The following is a 20,214-nucleotide window of genomic DNA, read 5'->3' on the forward strand; positions in this document are numbered from 1 at the left end:
TAACATCAGTTAACTAAACACATAAGTTGCTTTGCTTACATTTGTGTTAATCTTTTATTCAATCTTACATCTATTTTATACTTAAGATTGTATTGAATCATACATCCAGAAAAAATGAAAATATACCTAGCAATTATTGGCTTGTTGTTTACTGTTTCAACTTTATCTGCTCAAAGTAAAAAAGACTGTAAGCAAATTTTAGAAAAAGAAATATCTTTTGAGAATTTACAGGAGAATGGAGAAGAAATAGGTAAAAATGTACAGATTTTACTGGGTTGCGATTTTGATGATTTAGATGTTGAAATATTTTCGGATGCCAGTGGAGATGATAATTTGTCTTTACTAACTCAAGCAATATTGTTTTTAGGGGTAGATGCTACAACTGAAAATGCTGTTACTTACGGCGATTTAAAAGATTTATTATTACAGCAAAAGAATAGCGACTATTATATAGCTTATAAGAAAAAATTGAAAGCTGAAATTGAATTGTCTTACAAAAATGCAGATTTAGAAAATTGGCCAATTGATAAAGGGCTGTTAGCTGATATGGGTTTTGATGAAATGCAAATTGATAGTATTAAAAAAGTAATTGATGTCAATCAGCAAAAGCCATATACTGAAATTTTTGCTATTTATGTAGATGCTTTAAGCTTAGAAAGTAAAAGATAATATACACGAGTAAAGCACATAATTACTAAGAACTTTTAGGGATTAATTTCTTTCAAATACCGGGAAGAAATTAATCCCTTTTTTTAATGCCAAACCTTCATTTTTAGCCAATATTTAGTGATTTTTGCTTAGTTTTATGCAAAACTAACTAGCTATAAAAAATGCAGAAATTACTCCTTCTGGCCATAGTATTTCTTTTATTTAATTGTACCGAAGATAAAATTGAAACTAAACACTTTGTAAAGGTTGATATTAATGCGGAGGTAAATCAAAACTTGCCACAATTAAAAAATGTATCATTAAAACCTTTAGAAACCCAAGACGAAAGCATATTTGCAACCATTATTAATGTAGAGTATTTTAAAGGTAAAATCTATGTACTCGATGGATTTTCGACTAAATCACTTTTGGCTTTTTCAGAAAATGGACAATTCATCAACAAAACCAGACAAGGAAAAGGAATTGGGGAAATGATAAAACCATTTGCTTTTTACATAGACAAAAAAGAAGAAGTTATTTTGGTTTGGGATGAAGTGCAAAGCACTATGTTTACTTATGATTTAGACTTAAAATATATTTCTCAGATAAAAAGTAAAATTCAGCTTCCAATGCTATTAGAATTTGTCCGAATTGAGAAAGAAAAAATTCTTATAAGAACACATAACATAATAGCAGAAGATCAAAAAGAGTATGTATTTAAATTATACTCTTCTGATTTTGGTGAAGTCGAAAATACATATTTAGAAGATTTTAAATACCGTCACCAGATAGCACTTGGCAAATCAATTTCGAGTAACAAAAATCCTTACTTAATATCTGCATTTGACTACAATATCTATCAATTAGTTGATAACAAATTAAAGAGTGAATTTTACTACGATTTTGGTAAATATAAACTTGCTAGAGAAGAGGTGGAAGATGAAAAAAATGGGAATAAACATCGTGAATTATTAGAGCAAGGGAAAAGAGTTTCTTCACTGCATGGTATACTACTCAGTCAAAATTATCTATCCTTTAGAGTTTACTATAAGCAAGCACCTATCTATTATATACAATCACTTAATCAAGATAAGCTTTACCGATTGAATGATTACTTTGAGAATGGAATGCTACCTAAGTGTGACATACATTCTGTAGTAAATGGCGATACTTTTCTAGCTTTTGTAAATCCAGATGATTTAATTGCTTTTCAAGAAAAAACAGGGCAAAAGCTTTTTGAAGGTGAAATTAATTCGAACCAAAACCCATTTATCTTAACCTTTAGCTTATAAACTTAACTTTTGGAGATAAACTGCGAGAGTAATAACTTAGCATTGCTTTTAATTATAGCAGCTATTTACAACCTTTCCTATAACAAACACCTATTATCAAATTAATTTTTAGGGTTCCTTTTTATGTCTAAAATTCAACTATTCATATGTTTGTTTATCTTCATTTTCTGCAAAGGATACGGACAGGAAGAAACTGAATTTATTCATATTACTAAAAATAAAGGCTTGCCTGATGCAAGAGTAAATACCCTTTTGCAAGACAAACATGGCTTTATTTGGGTGGGTACCAGATTAGGTGTGAGCCGTTACGATGGCTATATGTTTGAAACCATGGATTTTGCCAAACAAAAACCGGTTTTCAATGTGGTTAAAAGCATCCAATCTATGTTTGAAGACAGCAAAGGCAGAATCTGGATTGGTGGTCAGGCTTGTGGCTTATATCAATACAACTACGATACAGGTATTTACACCCGATTTTTAGAGAGTGATTCAGTCGGTTTATTAAGCAATACCATTAATTCCATAATAGAAGACAAAAACAATAACATTTGGATTGGCACCACCAGAGGTGGTTTGTTTAAGTTCGATGAGCAAACGAAAAGCTTTATTGCATATCCAAATGAGTTGGAACAAACTTTACAGTCTCAAGACATATTCTCTATTTGTGTAGATCAGCAAAACCGATTGTGGCTCGGAACCGAAAATGCACTTTACTATCTGGAAGAAGATAGGAAAACCTTCCATAAAGTTTTAGATCAAAATAGCCATCCAGAACATATATTGGGAGGCATTATAAAAATAAAACAAAGTACCAACGGAAACTTGTGGTTGGGTACGGGTAGAGGAGGAGTTATTAAATATGAACCTCCAACCAAGCAGATTACAAACTTTACGCATCAACCAAATAATACTGAAAGTTTTAGCTCCAATGTGGTCCTCGATATCTTTATAGATAGTTCAGATAATCTTTGGGTCGGCACAGACGGTGGTGGACTTAATAAGCTGAAAAAAGATGAATCGGGGTTCGAAACATTTCTACATAACAAATACATTCCATCTTCTATCAGTAGTAACTCGGTAATTTCCATTATGGAAGACCTACAAGGCAACCTCTGGTTTGGTAATAATTTTGGTGGCATAAACTTCCTTCAAAAGCAAAACACAGACATTGCCTATCACTATGGTTCGCTCGACCATTTTCCCACAAGAGTCTTATCGATTTTAGTAGATAGCAAAGGTGATACTTGGATTGGAACAGATGGCAATGGGCTAAATTATTTTCCGGTAGATGATGAAGATGGTAAAAATTTTAGTAGAAATCCTCAGGTAAATAATAGCATTGCTGGCAATTACATCCAGCATTTGATAGAAGACTCAAAAAGAGATATTTGGATCGCTACTTACGATAATGGACTTTGTGTACTAAAGTCTGATCGCAAAACCTTTATTTCAGCAAATGAAAAATTGAGAAATAAAGGTGTAAATATTGGTAGTGATGTAAGGAATATTTTTCAAGATTCGAAAAAACAGATTTGGATAGCAAGTGATCTAGGCTTATATGTAATTGATGAAAATTTTAATCTGCTAAACGAATTTACCTACAGCAAATCACAACTCGATTGCGAGATTATTGTAGAAATCTTTGAAGATAAAGCGCATAATTTGTGGCTCGGTAGCATAGAAGGCGGGCTATTTCTTTACCAAGGAAATGGGCAATTTAAAAACTACAAGAATGAAGTAAACAATCCGAGTACAATATGTAGTAATCGTATTTGTACCATCAATCAAGCTCCCAATGGCGATATATGGATTGGTAGTTACAATCGCGGTTTGAGTATTCTCGATACAGAAACTCAATCTTTTACCTATCTGGGTATGGAAGAGGGCTTACCAAGTTATGAGATTGAAGCCATTTTGTTTGACGATGATGGAAATGCATGGATTAGCACCAACAATGGATTGGCAAAATATAATACTGATTCTAAAAAAATTGATGTATTCTATAAATCATCTGGTTTACAAAGCGAAAACTTTATAAAGAGAGCGAGTTACAAAACTGATGATGGTAGGCTGTATTTTGGTGGAGTTGATGGATACAATATCTTTTCACCATCAAATATGGTTTTGGAGAATAAAAAGCCAAACCTCCTTTTTTCAGGATTCAAAATCTTGAACCAACCTGCTGAAATTGGAGAAGATAAACCTTTAAAAGAATCTATTGAAGTCGCTAAAGAAATCAACTTAGCACACGATCAATCATCTTTTACTTTTGATTATACCAGTTTAGATGATCTACCAAATCCCAACTTCGATTTTGCTTACAGACTTTATCCTTTTCAAAATGAGTGGCAGCATGTGGGCAAAGAGAGAACCGCCAACTTCACGAACATTCCTCCGGGAAATTACTCTTTTCAGGTAATTGCTTCTGATGGTGTAAAGCAATGGGATGAGCATCCTTTAAAAATCGATCTTACTATTTCAAAGCCAATTTGGGCCACCAATTGGGCATTTTTAATCTACTTTACAGTTGGCATTACAGTACTGCTTTTATCTTACAGATATGTGTTTTTATGGTCTAAACTCAAAAGTAATTTAAAGTTCGAAAAGATTTCTAGAGAGAAAGAAAAGGAAGTAAATCAGATGAAGCTTAACTTCTTTACCAAGATTTCTCATGAGATTAGAACTCCACTCACTTTGATAATGGGCCCGATTGATAACATTATGGAGATGACGCATGAAAACCCGAAAGTGCTTAGTTATCTCCAAACCATTAAAAGTAATACGCAACGTTTGGTGGGGCTTACCAATCAGTTAATTGATCTGCGTAAAAAAGAATCTGGTAAACTCCTGCTAAAAGCTTATAATGGAGACTTGCTCACCTCACTCGAAGAAATTACCCTTTCTTTTAGAGAGCTTGCCAGACAACGCGACATACAATTGGCCATTCAATTTCAGCAGAAACCGGAAAACCTCTGGTTTGATGAAGAAAAGATTGAGCATGTTTTATTCAATCTACTTTCTAATGCTTTTAAGTTTACGCCCGATTATGGTTCGGTTAAAATCACAGTAAAAGTAAAAGAAGAAAAAGGCAAAGCTGCTTGGGTAGAAATCTCAGTAAAAGACAATGGCATTGGCATACCAGAAAAAGACTTGCCACATATTTTCGATATGTTCTATCAGTCGGAATCTGGTGTGTTAAAAGGCGGAACAGGCATTGGGCTTTCTTTAAGTAGCGAATTGGTAAAGTTGCATCACGGAAAAATCGAGGTTTTTTCTAGTCAAGGGCAAGGTACCGAATTTGTTATTTCATTGCCATTAGGTGAAGAACATCTTTCAGAAGACGAAAAACTAGCAACTGCACCAGCAAAAGCTAATAAAGATTATAACATCAATAACCTAAAGGCTTTTAGTAACAAAAAAATCATCCATAAAAAGTCTTCGATTAAAGAAAATGACACATTACTCATTGTTGAAGATAACCCAGAAGTAAGAGGTTACATCCAACATATATTTGAAGAAGACTTTAATGTGGAAGTGGCAGAAAATGGCGAAAAAGGATTAGAAAAAGCCCGAACAGTATTTCCAGATTTAATCATCAGTGATGTAATGATGCCGGTGATGGATGGCATAGAAATGACTTCTTTGCTGAAAAACGACATTAGAACTGGACATATTCCCATCATTCTATTAACTGCCCGATCTTCTTCTGTCAATAAAATAGAAGGTTTGCAAACCGGTGCCGAAGCTTATGTTACCAAACCTTTTGAAGTGGAGGTGTTAAAACTGAATGTAAACAACTTACTCAGCAACAGCAAAAAGGCGATGAAGTACTTTAGAAGAGAAGTACTATCTAATCCGCAGCCTGTACCTCAAAATGCGCCTGATGAAAAGTTTATAAAAGACTTGGTAGCCGCCATAGAAAAATACATGGAAGACCCGAACTTCAAAATCGAGAGATTAGCCAAAGAGTTAAGCATGAGTCATTCTGTATTATACAGAAAATGTCTGGCACTAACAGGAAATCCGATTAGCGATTTTATTAGAATTATCAGATTAAAGAAAGCTGCCATGCTTTTAAAACAAGGTAGTCTAAGTGTGTCTGAAGTAGCTTATAAAATCGGGTTTAATGATGCCAAATACTTTAGTAAATGTTTTAAAAAGCAATTCGGCAAATCTCCATCAGTCTATTTAGCAGAATTAAAAAATAAGCTTTAATTAATCCTGAGGCCACATTTATGTAAAACATAGTTCTATTAGACGAAATTTTACCCCTCATTTGATGAATTTTTACCCTCAATTTTACCAATGATTTAACAACTTCGTGATGGTTAAATAATTACTGGTAACAAGGAACAATCGTGTGAAGCTTATTGCGAATCAATGTTTAAAAAAGCTTGCTCATCAATCCTTTCTATTTTCAATTTACATAAAGCTACAGATGAATTATTTTTAAAAGAGACTAAGAGAACTACTTTAAAAATAAAGATCATTCTTTAATAAAATTGAAGATATTTAGACTCAGAAATTCCTACCACAATCATTTAAAATTTTACAATTACATTATTTATACAATGAGAAATAATATTACAAGAAGAAATTTTGTAAAAAAAACTGCTGCTGCCGGATTAGTAGCCTCACTGGGCGCTCCTAATATTTTAATGGGAAAAGACGATAGAAAAGTCCGCCTCGCTTTTATTGGTACTGGCATGAGAGGAAGAAATCACATCTCTTTAGCTGCCATTAGAGACGATGTAACCATTACTGCAATTTGCGACATCGATCCTGAAAGCATCGCAAAAGCAAAAGAGATTATTAAAAAAGCAGGCAAAAAGGAGCCGGAAGTGTATGGAAAAGATGAGTGGGATTTTAAGAATATGCTTTTGCGAGATGATATTGACGGGGTAATTATTGCAACACCTTGGTTATGGCATACCAAAATGGCTGTAGAAACCATGAAAGCCGGAAAATATGCAGGTGTTGAAGTTTCTGCGGCAAATACATTGGAGGAATGCTGGGATTTGGTAAACACCCACGAACAAACTGGAATGCCTTGCATGATTCTAGAAAATGTATGCTACAGAAAAGATGTAATGGCGGTGTTGAATATGGTGAGAAAAGGTATGTTTGGTGAGATGATTCACGCAGAATGTGGTTATCAGCACGATTTGAGAGGTGTAAAATTAAATGATGGAAAGTCTGCTTACGGAAAGGGAGTAGAGTTTGGTGAGAAAGGTTACTCAGAATCTAAGTGGAGAACTTGGCATTCGGTAAATAGAAATGGAGATATTTATCCTACACATGGTATTGGGCCAGTTGCAGAGTATTTAAATATTAACAGAGGAAACAGATTTGTTTCTTTAACCTCAACAGCTACCAAATCAAGAGGTTTACACAATTACATTGTAGAAAATGGTGGAGAAGATCATCCGAATGCGAAGGTGGAATTCAAATTGGGTGATGTGATTACTACTGTAATTAAAACTGCAAACGAAGAAAGCATCATTGTTTCTCATGATACTAACTTACCAAGACCTTATTCATTAGGTTTTAGGGTTCAGGGTACAAAAGGTATTTGGATGGATGTAAACCAATCATTGTACATTGAAGGTAAAAGTCAACCTCACCAGTGGGAAAATACCGAAAAGTATTTCGAAGAATATAATCACCCATTATGGAAAAACTATAGCAAACTAGCCGAAGGTGCTGGCCACGGCGGTATGGACTGGTTTGTAATAAATGCTTTTGTAGAATCGGTTAAAAGAAAAGCACCAACTCCAATGGATGCATACGATGCAGCAGCTTGGAGCGCAATTACTCCACTTTCGGAGCAATCTATTGCAAATGGTAGTGATGCTGTGGCTTTCCCAGATTTTACTCGCGGACAATGGATGAGAAGAGAACCTGTTTTTGCCCTTGATGGCGATTATTAAAATATAATATATTACGTACCACTTACTATCAATTGGTCAACTCAAAAAGGGTTGGCCTTTTTTTATCTGTAAAATGAGTAGTTGAAACCTTTTTCACATCATGATTAAAGTAATTAAAATCCTTTGTTTCTAAGGTTTAGGAAGAGCCTAACTATTATTTGAATTGAGATGCTTTCGATTAAACTTTTAAGCTGTATTTCCACTAAACAGCTTGATTGTTACAAGTTCATCTGAACTAAAAATTTGAGATTCACATTAAATTCATCTTCATTTTTTTAAGAAAAAACCACTTTTATAGCCTATCTGCGCGCTATAAGCGATTTTGATGAATTTTTACCCCCATCTTGACGAATTTTTCACCCCAATTTAAGCGATTTATTCCCAAAATTTAAAAAGCATTCTCTGAAAAGGGTTTTAAAAAATATTTTTTATTCACATTAAGCTCATATCTAAATGATTAAATTTTTACTAGGTAAGCCCCTTTTTCTTACCGGATTAATTTTCCTATTGGCTAGAGTTGGCTGGTCTCAGGATAACTCATCGCAAGAGCTATTCGCAAAAAGGTCTAGTATAGTAGAAGCTTCTACTCAGCAAACACCCGTACAGTCACTTGTAAGAGGAACTGTAACCTCACAAACAGAAGGAGAAGCTTTGCCCGGAGTTAGTATTGTAATTAAAGGCACAACAAAAGGTACTACCACAGACTTCGATGGTAAATATTCTATCACTGCTTCATCTGGTGATGTGTTACAGTTTAGTTATATCGGTTTCGAAACGCAGGAAATAGAAGTGGCAAATCAATCTGTAATTGATGTTGATCTTGATCCTGATCTAGAAGAATTAGACGAGATTATTATAGTAGGTTATTCTACACAGAAAAAATCTGAAGTAACTGCCTCAGTGGCAACTATAGATTCAAAAGAACTTACAGATGTTACCTCTCCAAATGTTTCTAACCTTTTACAAGGTAAAGCAGCAGGTGTACAGGTAATTCAAGGTTCTGGTCAGCCGGGAGCATCTCCATCTATCCGTATTAGAGGTATCACTTCTATGAATGGAAGTGTAAGTCCTTTATGGGTAGTAGATGGCGTAATTGTACATGGAACTCCAAACCTCAACCCAAATGAAATTGCTTCTATTTCTGTATTGAAAGATGCTTCTGCAACTGCTTTATATGGTTCGCGTGGTGCTAATGGCGTAATTGTGGTTACAAGTAAACAAGCTGAAGAAGGTACAAGTAATTTATCAATTTCTGCCAGAACTGGTTTTGCCAACTTCAATAATGGAAATTTTGAAGTAATGAACTCTCAGCAGTTGTACGATTACTATAATTCTTTCGGCAATCAAGATAACATCCCAGATTGGTTTTCATCAGACTTATTAAATTCCGATTATAACTGGTTTGAAAACGGTACGCAAACCAGCCTTACGCAAGATTATTCTATCGCTTATTCAGCAGGCACAGATAAAACTAAGACCTACATTTCATTAAACTATTACGATGAAAAAGGTACAGTAAAAGGTTACGATTACGACAGATTAAGCTTTAGATTAAACCATGACTATCAGGTAAATGATAAGTTGACACTAAAGCCGAAAGTTACTGTAAACTACAGCAAGAGCAATAACAGACAGCATTCGCTCTATTCAATGTACACTTACCTACCTTGGGACAAACCATACAATGATGCAGGTGAAGTGATTAACCCGAAAGCTAGCGGCGTAGATTGGTATGGTAGAGATGAGAGCAATTATTTGTATGACTTACAGTGGAATTACAGCAAAAGCAGAACATTAAACATGTTTACCAATGCAGATTTTGAATATGAGATTATACCAAACTTAAGCTTTATTTCTACCAATGGTGTAACCGTTTATTACGATGACGGCATGTCTTATACCGACCCACAATCAATTTCTGGTGAGGCAAACAATGGTTCACTATACAAATCAACCGCAAAAAGAATTACCAGTTTTACCAACCAAATGTTGAGATATTCTAAGATGTTTGGTAGCCATAGCATAAATGCTTTAGCAGCTTACGAGTACAACGACTATAAATATGAAAGCTCTGCTGCTACTGGTTACGGTATTGTTTCTGGAACTGAGATTTTAGATAATACAGCTACTCCGGGTAGCGTTTCAGGTACTACCAATGATTATGCTTTACAATCTTACCTTTTCAATGTAGATTATAATTACGATGAGCGTTACATGGCGCAGTTCTCAATTAGAAGAGATGGTGCTTCAAACTTTGGTAAAGATAACCAATATGGAACATTCTTTTCAGTGAGTGCTGGTTGGAACATCCACGAAGAAACCTTCTTCAATGTAGAGCAAATCGATCAATTGAAATTAAGAGCGAGTTATGGCGCAGTAGGTAACAGACCAAGTTCTTTGTATCCGCAATACGATCTTTACAGCTTAAGTAACACTTACGATGGTTATCCAGCTACTACTCCTTCTCAATTAGGAAACGACGATTTAGCTTGGGAAAAATCTTATCAAACTAACATCGCTTTAGATACGCGCTTGTACAACAGAGTAGGTCTTACTGTAGAGTACTATAATAAAAATACTTCAGACTTGCTTTACTATGTGAGCTTGCCATCTACCAGTGGGTATTCTGGCTATTGGGAAAATATTGGTGGTGTGCAAAACAAAGGTTTCGAAGCAATGGTATCGTTCGATATCTTTAATGGAGAAAGCAATGCTTTTGCATGGACAGTAAATGCAAACATCGGGGTAAATAGAAATGAAGTTACCGAACTATTCGAAGACGAAGACATTGACAGAACAGTAAAAATATCTAGAGTAGGAGAAGACTTTAACTCTTGGTATATGAGAAAGTGGTTAGGTGTAGACCCAGATAATGGTGATCCACTTTGGGAAATTGTAGATGAAACTACGGGTGAAAGATCTGCTACTAACGATTACAATGCTGCTACCAAACAAATTGTAGGAACTGCTTCACCAGATTTTTATGGAGGTTTCTCTTCTAGCATGAGCTACAAAGGCATTTCACTCAGCGCAAACTTTGCTTTTACAAAAGGTGGTCAAATCTACAATTCGAGCAGAGAGTTGTATGACTCAGATGGTGCTTACCCTACTTACAATCAACAAGTTTTAACTGATGATTGGAGCAGATGGGAGCAACCGGGAGATGTAGCCACACACCCAAGAGCATTGTATGGTGGCAACAACCTTTCAAACAAAACCTCTTCTAGATACTTAGAAGATGCAAGTTATTTAAGACTTAGAAATATCAGATTAGGCTATAGTTTACCACAGAAGTGGATACAAAGTGCAGGCATCAGAAACTTTGAGTTTTATGTATCTGGTGATAACCTGCTCACCTTTACCGGTTACTCTGGAAAGGACCCAGAAGTGGGTGTAAATTCATCTTACGGCGAAGGTTATTCTAGCACATTATACCCAGTTGCTAAACGCGTATCACTTGGTTTAAACCTCTCATTCTAATCTAAAATTCAGTATTGATTTATGAAAAAAGTTATTCTCTCAATTATAATGGCTGCTCTTTTTACAGCCTGTGATATAGATCGCTTCCCTTATGATTCCATCGCTTCAGAAGAGTTATTTGCTGGCGAAGGTGGTTTGGAATCTGCTACGCTCGGAAACTATGCTTTACTAAAAGGAGATGCAGATGGCAATGGCTTTGCACCTCAGTTACACCGTTTAACAGAGTATCCTGGAGATAATGTTTCTCTAAGCGGAACAACAACAGACCCATTGTTCTATACTTACAACTACCATAATATTACAACCAGTAGCAGAGCTAATAATTTATGGTCTGCTGGTTACAAAGCTGTAGTTGGTTGTAACAAAGTTATCGAGCTTGCATCAGAAGGTGAGTCTGTGGAAATGGATCATTTGATTGGTGAAAACTACTACCTAAGAGGATTGATCTACTTCCAATTGGTAAATGTTTTCGGCAGACCTTATTCTCAAGGAACTTCAAATTTGGGAGTACCTCTTAAAACAACATCTAGTATAGAAGACTTACCAGACAGAAACACAGTAGGCGAAGTTTATGAGCAAGTAGTTCAGGATTTATTAAAAGCTGAGACTTTAATGTCTCTTACTAAAACCAATTCTTATGCAACTCAAGAAGCTGCACAAGCTTTACTTTCAAGGGTTTATTTGTACATGGAAGAAAACGATAAAGCCATTGAATTTGCCGATAAAGTGATTAATTCTGGTCAGTTTAGCTTGGTTTCTACAAGCAGCTTGCCTAGCTATTTCAACATGAATCCAGACGATAACCCAGAAACAATTTTCTGTTTTAAATATCTGGAAGAATCTGATTATAACCACGGTTGGTACACTGTAGGAAGTATGTATGCGAACATTCAAGGTTCTGGTTGGGGAGAGATGTATGCTTCAAGTTCTTATCTTGAATTATTAAACCAACACCCAGAAGATGCTAGAATTAACTTTATCGAACCTCAATACCTTACCGATACCGAAGGAAATAAAATTCCTGTAGTTTACTGGATAGACGATACTTACAAATATCAGTTTAGAGAAACATTTGAAGATGGTGGAGTTACCTATTTTACCGAAAATGAAACCAATTACGAAGTAATGTCTGAACAAGATGGAGATTTAACCAAATACTATTTCACTAACAGCAGTAATGAGAAAGTATCGCTAATAATGGATTATGATATGGACAAGCGAAATGGCTATCCTAAATTCTATATCTTAAAAGCTTCTCTGCAAGATGATGTGCCACAACTTTGGTCGCCAGTTGTATCGAGATTGGCTGAGTTATACCTAAACAAAGCAGAGGCTTATGCAAAATTAGGTAACACAAGTATGGCTTTAGAGAATGTAAATATTATTAGAGAAAGAGCTGGTATTCCAACTTACGGTTCTGCAGCAGACTTTCCAGAAGGGCAAGAAATTATGGATGTAGTGTTGGATGAAAGAAGAATGGAGTTGGCTTATGAAGGACACAGAAAATTTGATGTGTTTAGAAATAACAGGGTGTTGGATAGACATTATCCGGGGACACACTTAAATGGCAATAATCCATATTACGAGGTGGAGCCAACTGATGACAGAGTAATTGAATACATTCCTGAAAGTCAGATTATCGCGCAACCATCACTCATACAAAACCAATAGGTTTATAATGGCTCGGAGTAAATTCCGGGCCGATTTTTAAATTATCTATCGACACGAATTATCACAATTCAACTACCAATAATTTCTATCTTTAAGCCATCAGAATGAATAAAACTGTAACTCAGATGCTCATTACCTTTACTATTTTGCTATTTTCTGCACTTTTTGGCTGCGATTCAGAAGCTGTTTATTATACACCAAAAGATACAGATGATGAGACGCTCAATTTTACCAAAAGAATACCGGCAGGAGGTAATAGCTGGGTTCTTGATGATATTAGCCAGACTGAAAGTATCATATTTGATAGTGGAATCCACAATTGGACAAGTACCGAAGATGTTATCCGCACTTATTTTTGGACGAATAAATCTGGTAGTTTGCATGTGGGCTTAAACATAAAAGCACCGACTGGTTCTTCTACCATAAAAGTTACTGTTGGCGATGAAACTAAGGAAGTAGAAGTAAGTAATACTGATTATGCGGATGTTGAAATTGGTGCTTTTAATCTAGATTCAGATGGCTATCATTTTGTGGAGATTCAAGCCATAGAAAAAAGCTCGACTTACATAGGAGATGTTACTGAAATCTTGATAGGAGGAAGTGCAACTTCGGGTGATGTGCATTATATCGAAAACGAAGAAGATTTCTATTTTGGAAGGAGAGGACCGTCTGTCCATCTATCGTATTCAATGCCAGAAAATAAAGACATAGTTTGGTTTTATAATGAAGTAACTATTTCAGAAAATGAAGATGTACTAGGCTCTTACTTTATGGCTAATGGCTTTAATGAAGGCTATTTTGGGATGCAGGTAAACAGTGAGACAGAAAGAAGAATACTGTTCTCTGTTTGGAGTCCGTATACTACTGACAATCCAGATGAGATTCCAGAAGATTATAGGATTAAGCTATTAGGCTCAGGTGATGGAGTTACAATTAATTCTTTTGGCAACGAAGGTTCTGGTGGACAGAGTTATTTAAAGTACGATTGGGTTGCAGGTACAACTTACAAATTTTTGCTCAAAGGTGAGCCTGCTGAAAATAACTCAACAGATTATACAGCCTATTTTTATGCTCCTGAAATTGGCGAATGGAAATTAATAGCCAGTTTTAGAAGGCCATACACCCATACTTATCTTACCAGATTTCATTCATTCCTAGAAAACTTTATTACTCATACAGGCGATAATTCCAGAAAAGGTAACTACCAAAACCAATGGGTGTACGATACCAATGGAAACTGGAACGAGCTTACCGAAGCTAAATTTACAGTAGATGCAACAGGCAGAAACGAAGTAAGATTAGATTTTACAGGTGGAGCAGAAGGAGAAAGCTTTTACCTCAAAAACTGCGGTTTCATTTCTGAAAGTTCTACTCCAGATATTTCCTTCTCCAGAACGGCAACTGGCAACCAACCCGATATTGATTTTACTGCCTTGGAAGTACCTACTGTTAAATAATACAGTGATGATTTTTTTTCTCTCCATTAAAGATATTTGTAAAGAATTAAATTCTTTTATTTTAAAAAATAAAAGAATAAATAAGCTACATAATGATATTAATCAAAATTATAAATATTAATCATAATAAGTAAAAGATTGACTTAATAAATTATAACTTCTACCAAAAGCACTAATGTTATCCTGACTAATTTCCTGAATATAGATGTAATATTTGATAAGTTATCATGTTAAATATTGTAAATAAATAACCTTATTTAGGTATTTAATGTATTCTTGAATCCAAGTAAATGAAATGAATAATAACACGATTGCACCAAGCCTATCCAAAAAAAAAATTTTATTAGATATACATTATTTTAGAGCTTTTGCTATACTATGTATAATTGGGATACATGTCCATTCTCAAGTTAAATGGAATGATAATGAAATTTTAGGGAATATTATTAAGGTACTACTAGAAAACTCAACATTTTATTTCGTTTTTATTTCTGGATTCTTATTTCAACATTTATCAAAAAAATTTGAGTTCAAAGATTTTCTAGAGAAAAAATTCAAATATGTTTTACAACCTTATTTAATCTTTTCAATACCTATTATAGTAGGGCGAATTATTTTAAATAGGCATGCTCCATTTGCATTAGAATATGATTCTAATTTTGAAAACTTAAGCATTTTTGAACAGTTCTTTTTTTATGTAATAACTGGTAGCCATTTAAGGCCTTTCTGGTTCATACCATTACTTGTATTTTTTTATGTCTGTGCTCCATTGTTAAATAAGATCGATAAAAAGCCTCAATTATACTGGTTTCTACCCATAGTATTACTTTTTTCTTTTTATTTTGAAAGGGGAAATTTATACCAACTGCCTCGTAATTTCCTTCACTTTGTACCTATATATATATTAGGAATGTTTGCAAGCAGGAATAAAAAAACAATCTATGCATTTCTAAAAAAACATAGAAAAAGTCTAGTGTTTGCAACTATAGTTAGTTTCTATTACGCATTTATAGAAATGGAGAACCATTCATTCTATTTACAAAAACTAATTTCTACATTTTTAATATTTTCTTTTTTCCATAGTTTCTCAAAGCATATAAATAAGAAAATTGCCAAAATCATAGATTTTGTTGCAGTATATAGTTTTGGGTTATTTTTCATTCATGACATCTTTGAGGTTTTGCTAAAACATATAAACTTACATTTATTTAAATTTCATGACATTATTAGTGGATTTAGCGGACTGGTTATTTTATATATTACAATTATTGTAGCTTCAATAACAATACTATATTTATTAAAATCTATTATTGGAAAAGGTAGTAGGAAATTTATTGGTGTTTAAATAATATTTTTAGCTAAAATAATTAACTGCATTTTATACAAAAGTCATTTATTATTCAGCCCATCATTATCTGGCAACCATCCAAAAAGTGCCTATTATTGTACCCACCTTTAATCTGATGAGAAGAATGTCATTTTGGGAGTAATTTAAACTATTCAATCATAAATGAAAATCTATTAAAAATATAGTATATTTAACTTCCTTCAAAAAAGTCTATATACACATTGAATGTCGAAAAGAGATTAAGTGATAATCATATAAAACATATCATTCGAACATACCAAAAGTATGACCTAATCGAAGACAACGTCACTCTTGATACATTAAAAAATTATGATATAAGCACTTTAATCCTTAATACAATACTTACTTTTTTTGGTAAAAACATCTTGGTTATACCTAGAAAGGGATTAGATGAAGGACTTTTTACTTTAAAAGATATATACAAAAATATTCGCACTACTCATGATTATCTGATCTATTGTTTCATAGAATTTGCCAAACCATATTTTAATATTTCAGTCAATTCTATTAATAGTTTCATAGGAAATAATGAGCTCGAATTTATAAGTTTTGAACATTCTGGAATAAAATACCGATCAAATGTATATGCAGACATATATCATAATGTGATGTGTTTAGTTAATCGAGCCATTCAAGAGCAATTTGATAATGCTTCTAAAATCTATTTAATCGACTTAGATTATTCTGAATCAACTAGTTTTGTAATGTTAAATAATGAACAATTTGAGTATTTGTATGAAAATAGATTGATGAGTTTCGTTGACTTTGAGTTCCCAGAAATAACTGAGTGGAGAAAATCTATCAATCTGGATAATTTACCTTTCTGAAAAATCAACATGCAACTAGAAAATTATCAACATCAACAAAGTGTATTACCTAAACAAGGTAGGTATATTATCGCTAATAGTACAGATGATACCATTACTGTCTATCAGGCTTTTAATGAAAAGATTGCTGAATATGCAGTTAAAAATCAACAATTTGGTGGTGTGCATTATTCTTTTTCACGGATGACTTGGATAAAACCCAACTTTATGTGGATGATGTATCGATCTGGCTGGGCTAGCAAAGAGGGACAAGAACGAATATTGGCCATAGAAATAGAGAAAGATGGGTTCTTTGAATTACTCAAAAATTCAGTAATCTCTCAATTTAAAGGTGAGTTTTTTGAGTCTAAAGAAGAATGGAAGAAAGCCTTAAAACAATCTGAAGTTAGATTACAATGGGATCCTGATCATAATCCGCATGGAGCCAAACTTGAAAGAAAAGCTATTCAAATTGGCATACAAGGAAAAAGGCTAGAAAGATTTAATACCGAATGGATTAAGTCAATTAGCGATATCACCGATTTTGTACATCAACAAACCAAAGTTTTAAAAACCAATAGCAAAGATTTAGAAGTCCCTATTGAAAGAGTTGTTTCTCTAAATCATGTAAAAGAAATTGCTGAGCATGTAGGTATAAAGTTGAGTTAGATGTGAATTTTAAATTACAGGCATCAATTATCAGCAAACATAATATCTCAATATGATAATTGCTTTGACACTATTAATACTTAACCCCACTCAAATTCACACCAAGTCTGTTTAGAATTAATCTAAGTTCAAATGTTTATTTGTGTCCCAGAAAAGCAAACCATTTGTACATTCCGAAGCTTATAATATTAAATTTTCTAACATAAAATTTAATATTATGTCAATTATCAGATTATCATCGAATTGTTCAGAATCTTCAGATTCAGCAGTTTGTAATTTGCACCATGTAAAAATTAATGAGCACTACACTTGCGATAGTTTTGCATGGAAAAGCAATTTAACAGATGAGAGGCAATGTGGAACTTGCTCTCGTTATGGAAAAGACTCATGTGCACATCCAACAAAAGCATCTAACGACATGCTTTGCTCAAGTTGGGCTCCATTATCTAATTAATTTCAATAAGTTTAATAGTGAAAAAACATCTTAAAACTAAAATCCCTTTTTACTGGTGATAAAAATTTTTACATCGTAAAAAGGGATAAATTTTTATTGAAACTCGTTGGGCGAATCACCCTTTTAAATTGTAGTATTCCTCAATTTTAACTTTCAAAAATAATAGATCGCCTAGAATTGGAGAGTCTCGTAACTTTGGATTATCATAGGTGTCCCAAAGCGGAATTAAAGTTCTTAAGCTTTGTCGAGTTAATTGATCTTTTTCAACTTTCGCAAATATTCCTTTTTTAAACAAAAATCCCTTTTTTACCTTAGGAGTCTCTCCATTTGCAATTACATATAAGATAAATTTACCAATTCTCGATCTTCCAATAGATAAAGCCATAATATCTGCTTTTTGTATGGTGAGTGAAGGAGATTTCTTTTTGATTTTAGAAAGTTTATTGTGAACATAAATCTCTAAATAATTAGGGTAGAGCCTGATCGTATAGTCGCGTAGAAATAGCAATAATATTAAGCTAACTATTAATATAAATCCAATAAGAAAAAGAGAGGCAACCAAACTTGCAATATTTGAGGTATTAAACACATCTATTAGCATAAAAACTGGGAGGCCTATAAATAGCATTACTACAAAGCTTGCTAATAAAATATCGCTTAATGTGACAACCCTTTTGATGGTATATTCTCGAAATTGCCCATTAATATTTTCTAATAAAGTTGACGAGCGTGAATACGAAATATCAGGTTCTTTTTTTTGATAGTTTTTAGTATCCTTAAATTCCGGAATCTCTTTTTTAGTAGCATTCTTTACCGGTAATGAAAACTGTTTTTGATATTCTGATAAAGCATTGATCGCAGAAGGTAGAGCATTGGTATAATAATCAATATCTGTTTCAACTCCCCAATTATCAATTAATGAGATAACAAATTCGCGACTGTTTTGAGTATTATTGTTAGAATTAAATACCACGCGAGAAGAGAGTTTCAAATGAGAGAATTCACCAAAACTACGTTTAAATACATTTTTTTCCTCATCATAATTAATTGTAAAAGTTTCATTTAAAGCATCTAAGCTTAGATTTAGCCTGTATTTTGGTTGAAGCATGTTTTTTTTCACCGCAAGTAAACAAGCAATACCTGCCATCATGAAAAAGGTAGCAAATAATATATCAGATGAGAATTGTAATTTGTTTTCATAAACTATTATAGCTATGTAACCTGCACCACCCATAAAGAAAATTAAAAAAGCAAAAACTGAGAAAACTACAACACAACCAGACATAAATTTTTTGCCCGTTTTTCCTTTAAGTATATTGGAATAATGAATAGATATCTTGTTATTTTCTTTAGTTATATCTTTATAGCTAATCATAAAATTAAGCGTTGGTAAAATTCAATTCTACTTCCGTAATAGTACTATAATAATCCTAAAAAAAGGTGATAATTGCTCTAATTAGAGTGTTTTCAGTATTAAGATTAGCTTATTATGCTCTTTAAAACACGTTTTTAAAAGAATTAATCTGCTTATATTAAATGCTACAACGAGAGGGAAACAAATAAGGTAGGATACTAATTAGGTATAAAGTATTAGTATGTTTTATGAGTTCTTATTTGATGCAATCAAAAATAAATAAGACTGGCTGAATTTAAACTATTTCAACCAGTCGTAACTTTTAATTAGTTTAACTTCCAAGGTCTATATTCTCAGGTTCTACTCCAATCTTTTTCAAGTTCTTTTCCATTGCTTCATTAAAAGGTGGCGGACCACAAACCAGTATTGGTTTAGATACATCAGTAATATGTTCTTTCAGATATTTTTCATCGATATTCCCATAATAATCTGGGTCTTCATTATCTCCAGTAATTACATTCTTATATCGGTTGCCAAGCATTTCGTAAAGCTCTTCTTTAAGAAAAACATCCATCGCACTTTTATTCGAAAAAATAAGGATGCTATCTTTAAGCGTACCTGCATTATACATCTCGCGCATAATGGCAATAAATGGAGTAATGCCTGTACCACCCGCTAAGAAAATTGCACCTTCGGCAGGTTTATAAGTATTAAAAGGCTCTGTGAAACTTAACTCATCATTTGCCTTTAGTTTACTTAAAGCTTCCGTTTTACCGTGATGATCGGTATATATTCTAATTATGAATTCTAATGTATCTCCATCTGGTAAATTTGTCATTGTAAAAGGACCAGGCTCATTATCAGCTACTTTTATCTCTACAGCATCACCTACATTAAACTCAAATCCGGCTGGTTTTGGTAGTTCTATTCTAACCACATTATGAGCCAGCCACTCTATCGTTTTTATCTTCTCTGTGTATTTCATAAGTATGGTTTTTTCTTATTTAACAAAGTGTTTTACGATAATGTTATCGAGCAAATATCTTTTGAGAGTAGAAGAAAGCTTACTGATTTAAACATCTAG

The 20,214-nt window shown here is 33.6% G+C and carries 13 protein-coding genes; 11 read left to right on the top strand and 2 right to left on the bottom strand.

Annotation, left to right across the window (positions count from 1 at the left end; genetic code table 11):
- Positions 1 to 114: 114 nt before the first annotated feature.
- The 11 genes from OQ292_RS24980 to OQ292_RS25030 all read left to right on the top strand — a co-directional run bounded on the left by OQ292_RS24980 (position 115) and on the right by OQ292_RS25030 (position 17,776).
- Positions 115 to 669 (top strand): hypothetical protein, encoded by a 555-nt coding sequence (locus OQ292_RS24980; protein ID WP_284686909.1) that lies wholly within the window; start codon positions 115 to 117, stop codon positions 667 to 669.
- Between the two features lie 161 nt (positions 670 to 830).
- Positions 831 to 1,940: a DUF4934 domain-containing protein gene (locus tag OQ292_RS24985; RefSeq protein WP_284686910.1), complete on the top strand. Its 1,110-nt coding sequence runs from the start codon at positions 831 to 833 to the stop codon at positions 1,938 to 1,940.
- Between the two features lie 123 nt (positions 1,941 to 2,063).
- A complete protein-coding gene (locus OQ292_RS24990; RefSeq protein WP_284686911.1) occupies positions 2,064 to 6,155 on the top strand; it encodes a hybrid sensor histidine kinase/response regulator transcription factor in 4,092 nt (1,363 codons plus the stop codon).
- Between the two features lie 356 nt (positions 6,156 to 6,511).
- A complete protein-coding gene (locus tag OQ292_RS24995) occupies positions 6,512 to 7,870 on the top strand; it encodes a Gfo/Idh/MocA family oxidoreductase (RefSeq protein ID WP_284686912.1) in 1,359 nt (452 codons plus the stop codon).
- 453 nt (positions 7,871 to 8,323) lie between these two features.
- Positions 8,324 to 11,350 (top strand): SusC/RagA family TonB-linked outer membrane protein, encoded by a 3,027-nt coding sequence (locus tag OQ292_RS25000; RefSeq protein WP_284686913.1) that lies wholly within the window; start codon positions 8,324 to 8,326, stop codon positions 11,348 to 11,350.
- 21 nt (positions 11,351 to 11,371) lie between these two features.
- Positions 11,372 to 13,021 (top strand): RagB/SusD family nutrient uptake outer membrane protein, encoded by a 1,650-nt coding sequence (locus OQ292_RS25005; RefSeq protein ID WP_284686914.1) that lies wholly within the window; start codon positions 11,372 to 11,374, stop codon positions 13,019 to 13,021.
- A 104-nt stretch (positions 13,022 to 13,125) separates the two neighbouring features.
- Entirely contained in the window at positions 13,126 to 14,478 is a 1,353-nt protein-coding gene (locus OQ292_RS25010) for a DUF3472 domain-containing protein (RefSeq protein ID WP_284686915.1), read from the top strand.
- A 295-nt stretch (positions 14,479 to 14,773) separates the two neighbouring features.
- The gene (locus OQ292_RS25015; RefSeq protein ID WP_284686916.1) at positions 14,774 to 15,823 is read left to right on the top strand and encodes an acyltransferase family protein; all 1,050 of its coding nucleotides are present in this window, start codon (positions 14,774 to 14,776) and stop codon (positions 15,821 to 15,823) included.
- Positions 15,824 to 16,212: 389 nt separating this feature from the next.
- A complete protein-coding gene (locus OQ292_RS25020; RefSeq protein ID WP_284686917.1) occupies positions 16,213 to 16,674 on the top strand; it encodes a hypothetical protein in 462 nt (153 codons plus the stop codon).
- Between the two features lie 9 nt (positions 16,675 to 16,683).
- Positions 16,684 to 17,322 (top strand): DUF4291 domain-containing protein, encoded by a 639-nt coding sequence (locus OQ292_RS25025; RefSeq protein WP_284686918.1) that lies wholly within the window; start codon positions 16,684 to 16,686, stop codon positions 17,320 to 17,322.
- 217 nt (positions 17,323 to 17,539) lie between these two features.
- Positions 17,540 to 17,776 carry a hypothetical protein gene (locus tag OQ292_RS25030; RefSeq protein ID WP_284686919.1) on the top strand — a complete coding sequence of 79 codons (237 nt, stop codon included), beginning with the start codon at positions 17,540 to 17,542 and terminating at the stop codon, positions 17,774 to 17,776.
- A gap of 115 nt (positions 17,777 to 17,891) precedes the next feature.
- Here the strand turns inward: OQ292_RS25030 and OQ292_RS25035 are convergent, their stop codons facing one another.
- Entirely contained in the window at positions 17,892 to 19,151 is a 1,260-nt protein-coding gene (locus OQ292_RS25035; RefSeq protein WP_284686920.1) for a hypothetical protein, read from the bottom strand.
- 310 nt (positions 19,152 to 19,461) lie between these two features.
- The gene (locus OQ292_RS25040; protein WP_284686921.1) at positions 19,462 to 20,115 is read right to left on the bottom strand and encodes a ferredoxin reductase domain-containing protein; all 654 of its coding nucleotides are present in this window, start codon (positions 20,113 to 20,115) and stop codon (positions 19,462 to 19,464) included.
- Between the last annotated feature and the right edge of the window lie 99 nt (positions 20,116 to 20,214).

Source organism: Chondrinema litorale (assembly GCF_026250525.1).
GTDB lineage: Bacteria > Bacteroidota > Bacteroidia > Cytophagales > Flammeovirgaceae > Chondrinema > Chondrinema litorale.